This is a genomic window from Marinicrinis lubricantis (assembly GCF_042658665.1).
Taxonomy (GTDB): domain Bacteria; phylum Bacillota; class Bacilli; order Paenibacillales; family KCTC-33676; genus Marinicrinis; species Marinicrinis lubricantis.
The window spans coordinates 43256-56327 of record NZ_JBHSQV010000171.1 but is presented as its reverse complement, the minus strand read 5'-3'; the positions used below and the strand labels follow the sequence as shown (position 1 = coordinate 56327).

4 protein-coding genes are annotated in these 13072 nt (G+C 50.2%); all 4 read left to right on the top strand.

Going from position 1 to position 13072, the window contains the following annotated elements; all coding sequences use genetic code 11:
• The first annotated feature begins 155 nt into the window (after positions 1 to 155).
• Positions 156 to 1934 (top strand): polysaccharide deacetylase family protein, encoded by a 1779-nt coding sequence (locus tag ACFPXP_RS15640; protein ID WP_379895259.1) that lies wholly within the window; start codon positions 156 to 158, stop codon positions 1932 to 1934.
• A 30-nt stretch (positions 1935 to 1964) separates the two neighbouring features.
• Positions 1965 to 3038, top strand: a complete 1074-nt coding sequence (locus ACFPXP_RS15635) for a glycosyl hydrolase family 18 protein (protein ID WP_379895258.1) — start codon at positions 1965 to 1967, stop codon at positions 3036 to 3038.
• Positions 3039 to 3264: 226 nt separating this feature from the next.
• Complete coding sequence (locus ACFPXP_RS15630) at positions 3265 to 8433, top strand: rhamnogalacturonan lyase family protein (RefSeq protein WP_379895257.1); 5169 nt, start codon at positions 3265 to 3267, stop codon at positions 8431 to 8433.
• Positions 8434 to 8760: 327 nt separating this feature from the next.
• Complete coding sequence (locus ACFPXP_RS15625; RefSeq protein WP_379895256.1) at positions 8761 to 12888, top strand: cadherin-like beta sandwich domain-containing protein; 4128 nt, start codon at positions 8761 to 8763, stop codon at positions 12886 to 12888.
• Positions 12889 to 13072 lie beyond the last annotated feature (184 nt).

The following is a 13072-nucleotide window of genomic DNA, read 5'->3' as shown; positions in this document are numbered from 1 at the left end:
ATCGTCATCCTCCATGTGCACGGTTTTTCATCGTATTTCAACGATTTCCTTGCATATGAATTCGACAAAGAATGCCTCAAACCCTTGCTGTTACTGGATTTTTTAATCGTTCAGCAAGCCCTAAATAAAAGAAAAAAAGTGAAGTGTGAAAAGGTATGAAGAGTAAACCGCTAAATGTACGTCAGAAAAACCGCTGGAAAGCGACAAGAACCGTTCTGCAGGTTTTCGTTCTGTTGTGGGCAGGATGGTGGATCTACAGCTCGATCTATCATACACAGGCTTACGTGGAGCCGGATCGTTCGACATGGCAGAGCAGAGATGGATTCATCGCACTCAGTTATTTCGGAGTAAACCGTACGGGCGGCGCCAAGCTGGTGGACAAGGAACTGCTGGAAGAGCATCTTCAGACGCTGTCTGATCAAGGTTATGTCACGATTTCTCAGCAGGACATTTTGAATTATTACCAGGAGGGCACGCCGCTGCCGGAGAAGGCGCTGTTCTTGGCGTTCGAGGACGGACGAAACGATTCGGCCTTATACGCGGAGCCGATCTTGGAGGATCTATCGTATAAAGCCACCATGATGACTTATGCGGAAAAGATGGAGAATCATGAACGCAAGTTTCTGCGTCCCAAGGACTTGAAGAAAATGCAGAAGACCGGATATTGGGAATGGGGGACGAACGGTTACCGCCTTTCCTACATTAATTTATTTGATGCTGAAGGCCGTTTCATGGATGTTATGGATGACAGTGAAATGAAGAAGGAACAGGATATCGAGAAAATCGCTTATTACAACCATTATTTGATGGATTTTATTCGTGATGAGAATATGATCCCGGTAGAAGATCGAACGGAGATGTCTGAGCGGATCGACCGTGATTACGAGCTCTTAGAGAAAGATTACATCGATGCGCTCGGCGAAGTGCCCCGCACCTATATGATCATGCATGCGAACGCCCTCTACGGAGGGATGAATCGACTGGTGGAAGAAGCGAATGTGCGCAATATCGAGCGGCTGTTTCAGATGCACTTTAATCGCGAAGGCACCTCTTATAATACGGGAGACGAAAGTCTCTATAATCTGACGCGGTTACAGGTAGCCCCGTACTGGTCTACGAATCATCTTCTCATGAAAATACAGAAGGATACCGGCCAGAAGGCTGAGTTTATAGCGGGAGACGAGGATCAGGCGCAGCAATGGGAGCTGGTCAGCGGTGCCGTGCAGTTTAAGGGTGAACGGATCATCCTTACGTCTCCTCCAGGCCAGGCGGGAATGATGATTCTCAAGCAAAGCGGCGACGATAAGGCGGATATCCGGTTGACGGCAGAGCTTGCCGGCAATGTCGTGGGGCAGCAGTCATTCTATGTCAGGTATGACCGTAAGCAGGATGCATATGTGCGCATACGCATTCATGATAATCGGCTGATCGTGGAGCAGAAGAGTGCACAGCAGGAGCAGCCGGAAACGATCTATGATCAGCGGCTAGGGGAGGTTCATTGGAGCTCGGAAGATCTCGCCTTCGACAAAGCTTCAGTCTACACGCGGGAACAGACGGCAGCCGGATCCGAAATCGAATATGATGACGAAGGCGAATATCCGATCAACATTCAGCAAACGCGGAAGCTGGAAATCACCGTACAGGACGACCGGTTAACGGTTATCGTGGACGACGAGAAACGGTTGGATCAGCATGCGATAGATGGCAGCCTGCTGAGCGGCGGCGTAGCGCTGCAGGCTGAATACAGCGAGATGAATTTGAAAGATGATATTTATGACGCGATTTTTGATCGCATGACTTTGGAAGCGGTAGGAGACCAAGGTGAAGTGGAGGAGACCTTGTACAGCAATAGGCTGACAGGAATTCCTTCATTAAGAAATAACATAGAAGAGAAGCTGGATTCGTTGGTGAATTGGGCCATTGATGCTTTCTAAGCGCAGGGCGGCAGGGAGAGGACGACAAGCATGAGAACAAGACAGAGATGGTTGGCGGGGCTGCTGGGCGCTGCAGCGCTTAGCTTCATATTGGCCTGCGAAATGAAACAGAGCAGTTATACATTTGAATCTTCAGATCCCTCTGCAACCGAAGCTTCTGTTTCTTTATCCGCATGGGTGGTGGATTGGCAGCTGGATATGGGAATACATGATTTCACTGCGCTATCCGATCGCTTATCCGGCCTTCATTTGTTCGCGCTCTATTTTAATGACCGGGATGCGCTTCATTTTACTCCCGAACTGAAGGAAGAGCTCCCTGAATTGCTCGAACGTGCACGGAAATCACCCGAACTGGACGTTTACTTAACGGTCGTGAATGACATATGGCGCGCAGATGGTACAGCCGTACAAAAGGACACCGATTTGGTGACCCGCTTGGTCGCCACGGAGCAAAGCAGGCGCCAGCATGTTCAGGATTTGGTGGATGCTGCGCTCACCTATGGCTTCGATGGGATTGAAATCGATTATGAACGGGTTGGCGATACGGATTGGGAGAACATGACGGCTTTTTATACAGAGCTGTATCAAGCGTTGAAGGCAGACGGAAAGAAGCTGCGGATTTTGTTTGAACCGAGTGCGCCTCTAGAGGAATTGTCCTTCACGCTTCCTGATGGCCCGGCTTACGTCGTGATGGCTTATAACCTGTACGGTTACCACAGCGGACCTGGACCGAAGGCGGATCGGGAATTTCTGAAAAAGCTGGCCCAGAGAGTGAAGGACATCCCAGGCGGTATCCATGTGGCGCTGTCGACCGGAGGCTTCTCATGGACGGAGGAAGGCAAGGTGACGGCAGTGACAGAGCTGGAAGGGGAGAAGCTTGCAAAGCAGTACCAAGCGAACCAGCAAAGAGATCCTGCCAGCGGTGCAGTTTATTTCGATTATACCGATGATGCGGGCAACCGCTATACCGTCTGGTATGCAGATGCAGAGACGTTCGAGATGTGGATCGAAACCTTAAAGGAAGAGGGAATTGACAAGGTGGCGTTGTGGAGGCTGGGGGAGCTGGGTCAAGGAACACTTCAATATTTAAATGAAGTAAAATGACATCGTTGTTCTATAGTCAGCGCCGATTTAAAAAAAGAGAAGCAGCGCAAAAAAAGTACAGTGAAACGAGAAAAGTCTTGGTGCACAAGGCTTTTTTTTGTTGCAAAAGAGTGGAATAGACGCGCAGGTATGAACCCGTGTAGGATAAAGTAGATCATCTCTGCAATCGCTTACACAGACACCTCAGAGGTACATAATGAAATACCTAATGAATTGAGGGAGTGATGTGAAATTGGTGAAGAGCAGAAGAATAAGGCAGTGGTGTGCTGTTTCCTTAGCCCTGATTCTCTTATTCTCGTCTGTGCCTTTTGCTGGAGCTGAAGGCATAAGTTCTGAGGGCAAGATCTTGTATGACAGCACAGATTTCGAGAATGAAGACGTTTGGGGATTTGTTCCCGGCGGAGGAGCTAGTGCTGATGTGATTGAAGAAGCGGGTGGCAACTCCTACCTCTCTGCGAGCGGATCTGGAAGCGGTAATCGTTCCATCGTTAAGGCGCTGGACGAACCAACGAATGCTGCGGAGGTGTTGTTCACCTTCGATTGGAAACCGGAAGAGGTGTCAACCGCGGCCAATTCCAGTGAGATTGTATTCAGAGATACGAGCGGCACTCCGATCTTTCGGTTTGTGAAGGAAGGCGGACCGCAAGGGCAAATCCGGTATGGCATTGGGACAACTGGAATCGACCTGTCTCAGACGCAGACGGTTACAGGGGTTACCTACGGCGGCACTTGGCTGACCACGAACATTTTATTCGATTTCAACGCCGAGACGGTTTCTGTAACGATGCAGGATAAGGAAAATCCCGCTAACCGTTTCGAAGCGGCTGGAATCGACTTCAGTGCATTGAACTACGTGAACCGCATTGCCGAGATCGCCATAGGCGGCAATCGGGCGAGCGGCCAATCCTTGAATTTCACGACGGGACTAGACAATGTATCCGTCTATGTTTCCAGTGAACCAGCTCCTGCGCAGGGGGACAAAAATATAGTTTCGATCGTAACAGATTATCGTACACATATTCAGCTTCCTCTGAACGTGACCAAAGAAGAAGTGATCGCACTATTCCCAAGCACGGTCGATGTGAAGGTGGAAAATGATGCGATCGTCCAAGGCGTGGGCGTCAGCTGGGACAGCGCCGATTTTGATTCGACTGCGCTCGGAACGTACACCTTTACAGGGATTTTAAATATTGAAGGAATCCCTAACGTTTCGAATGAATTAGACATTCAAGCCTTCTCCCAGGTTGAGATCGTAGATGCGGGGAAAGCGCCGGTCATTCCAGGATATGAGACGGTGCATTACACCGATTTCGGTGATATGGTGGCTGTCGTCCCGGTAAATTGGGGCTTTACTACAGCCAATTCGACGCTTTCGATTCATACGGATGAGCTGGAAGGCAACCTTACTCCGAAGCTGCAGTACAGCCAGGTGAACCAAAGCGGAGGGCGCGTAGCCACGAAAATCTTGGATCCTGCGGTCAAGGGACTTCAGATTCTGCTTAAGTTCGACTGGTATCCGGGAGAACTGAATGACAAGGGCTCGCATCCGAATGAGAACGGAGGAGAGCTGACGATTCTAGACAGCTCCAACCATGTGATTTTCACCTTAAATAATACGCGGAATGCACCGCTGCGATATTATGTTGGCGGTAAAGCTGAAACGGCCGTAAATACCGGATTCGTAGACATGAATACATGGTATTCGGTCGAGGTGAATTTGGATTTGGGGCAAAATGAAGCACAGCTGAAAATCACGGATCCTCAGACGGGTCAGACCGAAAGTTACACGTCCACAATGGGGGGCGTCGCCTTCGATGGTTCTGTCGGATCCATCAAGCTGGTCGGTCTCCGTACATCCGGCAATAACATTACGTGGACGACGTATCTGGATAATTTGGGTATTTACCAAGAGCCAATTTCAGGTGATACGATCGTTACGGTAGATCAGCTGCCGTACCATAGGGTTTATGTGGGTGAAGCTTCACAGGCGATCGATTCGATTGGTTTGCCAGAGAACGTCGCTGTGACCTTGGCGGATAACAGCAAGGCGATGATTCCGGTGGCGGAATGGGTATCTGTCGGCAAGCCTTGGAATGCTGCGGAACAAGGGGTATACGAGTTCAAAGGTACGCTTGCAGATACGGACGGCGCTGTTAACACCCTCGGGAAAACCGCGACGATCTATGTATATCATCGTTTGTCTCCGCCGCAGACGGCAAGACAGACGGAATGGTTGGACAGAGGCGCGATTGCCCTCAAAGCGGAGGATGGCATATTCATCAGTTGGCGCTTGCTGGCGGATGAATATGATCAGGACATCACCTTCAATCTGTATCGCAACAGTCAAAAATTGAATGTCGAACCGCTCCATATCACGAATTTCTTAGATGCTGATGGCAGCTCCGGAGATACTTACACGATCGAGACGCTGCAGAACGGGAAGGCGATGGACACATACGATGTGAGTGCGCTTGAGGACGATTACCTTTCTATTCCGATGCAGAAGCCGGAGGACGGGACGACCGCAACCGGAGAATACACTTACAGTATCAATGACAGCAGCGTTGGCGATCTGGATGGTGACGGTGAGTACGAGGTGATCGTGAAATGGTATCCCTCCAATGCGATCGACAGCTCCCAGTCAGGGATGACAGGCCCAACGATCTTTGACGCGTATAAGCTGGACGGCACGCTGCTGTGGCGGATGAATATGGGGCTGAACCTGACGTCCGGCGCTCACTACAACCAATTCATTGTCGCGGATTTGGATGGGGACGGAAAGAGCGAATTCCTTATTAAAACCGCGGATGCAACGACGGTATACGGCACAACAGACGGGGTCTTTGACAGCAGCAAGGTGATGAGTGTCATTGGCAATCCGGATGATGACGGAAAATGGGTGAATGACAGCGGCCACGTATACGGCGGACCCGAGTATATTTCCGTATTTAACGGGGAGACCGGAGAAGTGATCGATACGATCGATTATGTCTTCGCGCTCGGAGATGTAGCTTCTTGGGGAGATACGTGGCATAACCGCTCCGACCGTTTTCTCGCGGGGCTTGCTTATCTGGACGGGGAGAAGCCTAGCGCTATTTATGGCAGAGGCTATTATGAGCGAACGACCTTCGCCGCATACAGCCTTGTAGATGGAAAGCTGGTTCAGGAGTGGACATTTGACTCAGCTGAAGAAGGCAGAGGCGGCGGCTTAGGCTATCACAGCTTGGCTACCGGAGACGTAGATAATGACGGCTTCGATGAGATCGTTGCGGGTTCATTGACGCTGGATCAGGATGGAACGATTTTATATATGATGGATGGAGAAATGGGCCGTGAGCAAGGCTCGCATGGCGATGCGCTCCATGTCGGCGCTTTCGATCCGGATCGTGAGGGACTTCATGTCTTTGGAGTTCATGAGGTGCCCGCAGTCGCTTCACTGGAATATCACGATGGTGCTACAGGAGAGACGTTGATGTCATTCTACGCTTCTAAGGATACGGGACGCGGATTGGCGGCCAATATTACTTCACATCCAGGCTATGAGTTTTGGGGAACCGGCGGCGACCAGCCGGAAACGGGTGGAGCGATCTATAATGTACAGGGTCATGTCGTAGCAGACAGCTTTCGAAGTGCGTCTCTGCCTGTGAATTTCGCACTGTATTGGGACGGTGACCTGCTTCAAGAGCTTTTGGATCAAACTACGATCTCAAAGTACAACGAAAGCACGGGAAAAGCGGACATGGTTAGAGAATTCGAAGGAGTCGTGAGCAATAACGGAACGAAGGCGACGCCGGCCCTGCAAGCGGATATTCTCGGAGATTGGCGAGAGGAAGTGCTGCTGGGGACGACGGACAGCTCGGAGCTGCGCGTCTATAGTACGACGATTCCTACGGATTACAGGCTGTATACGCTGATGCATGATACCGTCTATCGGATGGGCATCGCTTGGCAGAACACGGCGTACAACCAGCCGCCGCATATCGGATTCTATCTGGGCGAAGATATTCGGGAGACGGTGCTTCATGGGGAACTGAACGCGCCGCTTGTCTCCTATACGAACAAGCCAGAGCTGGAAGAACCGGAACAACCTGGTGGGCCGGATCCGGAGGAACCGGGTAATCCAGATCCAGAGCAGCCTGGTGGGCCAGATACGGAAGAGCCCGGAAGTCCGAGCTCGCCAGGAGGGATTTACTTCCCGACCATACCAAGTCCTGCAAAACCGGAAATTTCGGTCAGAGAAGATGGAAGTACAGTGATTCAAACGAAGGGCGCATGGAATGATGAAGCCCAGCAGCATGAAGTGAAGCTGGATGAGGACGTACTCCAAAATGCCTTGGAACAAGCAGCTGAGCGTGAAGATGGCAAGAAGCGGGTGAGGATCGAGATTACGGAAGAAGCGGAGCGAATCAGCATTCAGCTGCCGGTAAGTGCCGTACGTTCATCCGCCGATCACGAAGTGATCCTCGTCAGCAGCTTAGGAGAAATTGTTCTTCCTTCGAACATGCTGGGTCATCTGGAGCTTCAGGTTGACGACATAATGGAGCTGATCATGAACGATGCGGCGGCGGAAGAGGCAGAGGACCGCAAAGCTATTGAACTCTACATTGAGCTGAACGGGGAGAGACTAGAGTGGCGTAATGCAAATGCGCCTGTCACGGTATCGCTGCCGTATGAACCGTCTGAAATCGAAGAAGCGAATGATGAGTTCCTCGTCATTCAGTATATTGATGAGGAAGGGAATCGAACGCCGATCACGAACGGACGTTATGTACCGGATGACAGCAGGATGGTATTCACAACAGATCACTTCAGCAAATTCGCTGTTTCTTACATTCATAAAACGTTCGGTGATTTAAGCGCACATGGATGGGCGAAGCACGAAATCGAGGTGCTTGCATCCAAAGGCATTATTCAAGGGACGTCGGAGCTGAGCGGGACATTTAGTCCAGAGGCCCAAATCTCTCGTGCGGACTTCCTCATTCTGCTCGTCAAAGCACTTGGATTGAAAGCGCAGGCAGATCACAGTTTCGCGGATATTCGTCCGACGGATTACTATTATGAAGCAGTAGGCATTGCGAAGAAGCTGGGGATTTCATACGGCGATGAGAATGCACTGTTCCATCCTAGGGCGGAAATCACTAGGCAGGATATGATCGTATTGACAGCGAGAGCGCTTGAAGTGAGCGGATACGAACTGGGTGTGCCGGATGAATCAGTGCTGGATCGTTTCAAAGATCAAGACGACATTGCAGATTATGCGCTGCAGGCTGTATCAGCACTCGTTCAAAAACAGCTGATCGTAGGCAGCCATGATCGCATGAACCCGCGGGGCCTTGCAACGAGGGCCGAAGCAGCCGTGTTCCTTTACGGTGTGTATTCCATGTTGTTTTCGTGAACATAGTATAGGGCAGCAATAAGCTGCCAATCTACCCCCTTACGGTGGACAGTTCGAAAAGAGTTCATGGTGTCATGAATTCATGCGACTGCCTGCTTGAGGGGGTTTTTTAGGACGATTAACATTTATCAACTATATCTAAAGGTTTTCCTAAGTTTTGAAAATCGTATTGTAGAACGAAATGCCTAACGGTAGAATGTTGCAAGGCTGACATGAGTACGGAGAAATGCGAATGGTTTTTTCATCTGGGTCTTTTGACGGAGTTGCTGTGCATTTCGCGATATTCAAAATGAATAAGGGTACAGCTGAATAAATGGAGGGGAACAGATGAAAGCGATAAAACTCATACTTGTGTTGTTATGCAGCTTCGTGATGATCGGAGTAGGAAAAGGGCTTGAGCCTGTTCGCGCAGCAGGTGAAAATGAGCCTTCAGTGCTCTATTTTACAACAGGCTTCAGCCTAAGCGGCAAAGTCAACAAGCTGGAACTAAAGGATGGGGCAGTGCCTGAAACGCTGCATGGCTTTTCATGGGATGCGCCGGAGGGCATCGTCGTTGATCAAAAGGGTGAATACATCTATTATTTGGTTCGAGAAACCTACAACCAAATATATAGATCCGGGATCGATGGAACGGATCGAGAGATTATTCATGTGAATGATCGATACATGCATAGTCTGTTTTTAGATGAGATGAACGATAAGCTTTATTTTACAGATGGTTTGTCGGGTACTGGACCCAATTATACGGGAGCAATTGCTAGACTAAGAAGTATAAACCCATCAGGCGGTACGGTACAGGATATTCACGTTACACCGGAGGATGGCTTTCAGGGATTCTCGGCGATGACGATCGATCAACAGCAAGGAAATGCATATCTTCTTGATATATTCGGTAAAAAGCTTCTCCGTCAATCGTTAGCCGGAGGCGCACCTGTTACGCTAATGGAGTATAATGATTGGTTCGATCAATTTATCGATGAGACAGACCGCAAACTGTATTATGCGGATGCCAGAAGCATTTATGCCGTCGACCTTTCAAATCTGAATTTTGATTGGCCGGAAACCATTTATACATCACAAAATGAAATCATCAGCATCACCAAGGATCCGCTGACTGGCGATCTATACTTCGCTGAATTCGTGGATAGTTATACAAGCCATATCTACCGGCTGGAGGAGGGCAGTTCCACTGCAACGCTGGTTGTCACAACAGGCTATGTGAATGACATGGTCATCGGGAAAGCTCCACCGACGTACACCATCGCACCAATCGTGAATACGACGCTGACAGAGCTGGCGGCAGGCTATGAATCTAGTACGCAGGAGACGAAGAATATCACGATTAAGCGTACGGGGACGGGCACATTGAATAACGTGTCGGTGACCTTGAGCGGAACGAATGCGGACTCCTTTGAGTTAACGCAGCCGGCGGTAACAACGTTGGACAGCGCAGCGCCGCAAACCACGTTCACGGTGAAGGCGAAGGACGCTCTTGCGGCAGGTACATATACAGCGACAGTGACAGTAATGGCGGATCATATGGAGGATGTCACTTTCCAAGTGACGCAGGTCGTACATTCGTACACAATCGAAGCGATTGCCAATCAGACGCTGACAGAGCTGACCACTGGATATGTACCGGGTACGCAGGAGACGAAAGATGTCACGATTACACGAACGGGTACGGGCGTGTTGGACAATGTAACCGTGTTGTTGAACGGAGCGAATCCGGATGCTTTTGAAGTGACACAGCCATCCGCCGCGGAACTGGATGGTACAAACCCATCAGCTTCGTTCACCTTGAAGGCAAAGAATGGATTAACCACGGGAACTTACACGGCGGTCGTTACCGTCCGTGCGGATTATATGGCGGATGTGACTTTTAATGTGATCCAAGTCGTGAATCCATCCCCAGATGCACGGCTGAGGGAGCTGCATTTATCAGAAGGCACACTCTCACCTGCTTTTCATTCGGAAGTATCGGAATATACCGTGAGCGTGCCCTATACTACCGATCGCATGACGGTAACGGCAGAGACATATTATGAAAAGGCAGTCCTGCGTGTCTACGATAACGAGCTAACAGGTCCGATATCATTAGAAGTAGGCGTAAACCGAATCAAGGTGGAAGTAACAGCTGAAGACGGTGTGACACACAAGAACTACACAATCGACGTGACACGGGCACCATCAAGCAATGCTTCGATGAGCTCCTTATATTTGGCAGGTATTCCGCTAAATGAGACGTTTCAGCCTAATCTCTATCAATATACTGCAAATGTGATGAACGACGTGTATGGTACGTTGGTATATTCGCAAGCCGAGGATCCGAATGCCACGATTGTCATGAAGGTGAACGGCCAATTTGCGGTGAGCCCGATTTCACTTGTAGTAGGCTCCAATGTCATTGAAATCGAGGTGACGGCACAGGACGGAGTGACGAAGCAAACCTACCTAATTGACGTGACAAGGGAAGCTTCGGGCAACGCTCAGCTTAGTCAATTGATCGTCAGCGAAGGAGCGATGTCGCCCATCTTCCATCCATCAATCTATTCATACTCAGCCAATGTATTCCATGAGACGGAATTCGTCAGCGTGACCGCCTCGGTCTATCACGAAAATGCAACGTTGACGGTCAACGGTGTATTGACGACGAGCGGTTCATCGGTTCATGTTCCGCTCTCGCTTGGAAGCAATCTTGTGAGTATCATGGTCACAGCAGAAAATGGGATCGATACCGCCAATTACACGGTATTGATTTGGCGGGAGCTTAGCAGCAATGCCGACTTGATCGACATCAAGATGTCGAGCGGCACGTTGGTGCCGGATTTTGAGGCGGCAAGAACACAATATCAGCTGGAAGTGCCTCATGATATGACGGAAATCAGTGTAACGGCAGCAGCACAAGACGCAGGCGCAGTCGTGAAGGTCAACGGAATCGTATGGCCCAGCGGAGTCTCTTCGTCACCTATCACTCTCTCCGAAGGCGAGAACACGATCACGATCGAAGTAACGGCACAGGATGGAGTGACGACGAAAGTCTATGTGATTCAAGTCATGAGACAGAGTGCTCCTCCCACAGAACCCCCGCCGCCAGTGGAACAGCCCGGGGACGGAGAACCGTCTGAAGGCGGAGGATCGAATGAAGGAACGCGGGCAGAAGATGAAGAGAGCCCCAATGACAACATTTCAGAGGAGCTTCCGTCCGTCATGGAACTGACGATCGGTGGTAGTTCTTATCACGAGATTTTAGAGAGCACGAAGGTAACGGAGGAAGGCCGAACCAAGCTGCATATCGGTTTTGACGCCGGGGCATTTTATACAGCTCTTGAAGCCATCGAGGACGAAGCCGTCGTAAACGTAATAGTAAAACAAGCCGCAGATGAAGTAACGGTTGCGCTGCCGGTGAACGCCCTCAAGATGATGGCCGATAAACGCATCGTACTATTCATTCATACGGAAAACGGAAACTATAAGATTCCGGCGGAAGAAGTGATTTCGAACAGAGCAATCTCGCAATTCGGAGCAGCCGATCTGGAACAGTTAACGGTGACGTTCACGATCGCGAGAAGTGATGACACTCAGTTTGAAATGATCGAGCGAACTGCGAGTCGGAGAGGATTTACGGTTGTGGCGCCGTTAGTAGATTTCAGCGTGACAGCTTCTTATCACGATCAGACGGTAGAATTGAACCGATTTGGAAGGTACATTCGGCGTGAAATTCCGCTTCGGGCAGAAGTAGGGCGTGAATCGATCACCACGGCAGTCATTCAGGAAGCGGACGGGACGCTTCGTCACGTACCGATGTATATCACTGCTGATGGGGGTCAACACCTAGCTGTCATTCACAGCTTAAGCAACAGCACTTATGCCTTCATTTCTTACCCCGTACAATACACGGATACGGTGAACCATTGGGCGGGAGAAGATGTGCACGACCTTGCCTCCCGAATGGTGGTCAGCGGTGTTGGGCAGGGCCGCTTCAATCCGGATGCGGCAGTGACGCGAGCGGAATTCGCAGCGATCATTGGCAGAGCGTTGGGCCTTCCGACGTTATCGGGTAGAGCTGAATTTCATGACATCGAAACGGAACTGTGGTATGCCGGGTCGATTGCTGCGGCACAGGAGTACGGCATCATTCACGGCTATGAAGACGGAACTTTCCGACCGTCGGCAACGATTACCCGTGAAGAAGCGATCGTGATGATCATGCGGGCGTTGAGCGTTGCGAGTAGTTTGATCGATATGAGCGACGATCAGGTGCAATCGCTGCTGTATAGGTTCACCGACGGTAAGCAGGTGAGTGGTTGGGCCGCATCAGTTGTAGCCTCTGCAGTGCAATCGGGATTGGTGAGCGGCTCGAACGGACAATTGCGACCTATGGAGGTTATAACAAGAGCTGAAGCGGCATCCATCGTTCGCCGTCTGCTCCAACAGGCCAATCTGATCGATTGACCAAAGATCTGGATCGATTGAATTCATAAAGCATCGAAGAAAGGATCGCTCTAGGGCCCAAAGCCTTAGGGCGGTCCTTTTATAATTACGCGAAGGGCATAAAAGCTGGCTTAAACTCTCCACTGAATTCATGCACGTCCATTTGTTCCTCTCATTTTTACAGATCGAATCATGCAAACAACTG

What these genes read in the sequence shown, in the direction of transcription:
- ACFPXP_RS15640 (WP_379895259.1), top strand. Translation starts at nt 156, where the DNA reads ATGAAGAGTAAACCGCTAAATGTACGTCAGAAAAACCGCTGGAAAGCG.
- ACFPXP_RS15635 (WP_379895258.1), top strand. Translation starts at nt 1,965, where the DNA reads ATGAGAACAAGACAGAGATGGTTGGCGGGGCTGCTGGGCGCTGCAGCG.
- ACFPXP_RS15625 (WP_379895256.1), top strand. Translation starts at nt 8,761, where the DNA reads ATGAAAGCGATAAAACTCATACTTGTGTTGTTATGCAGCTTCGTGATG.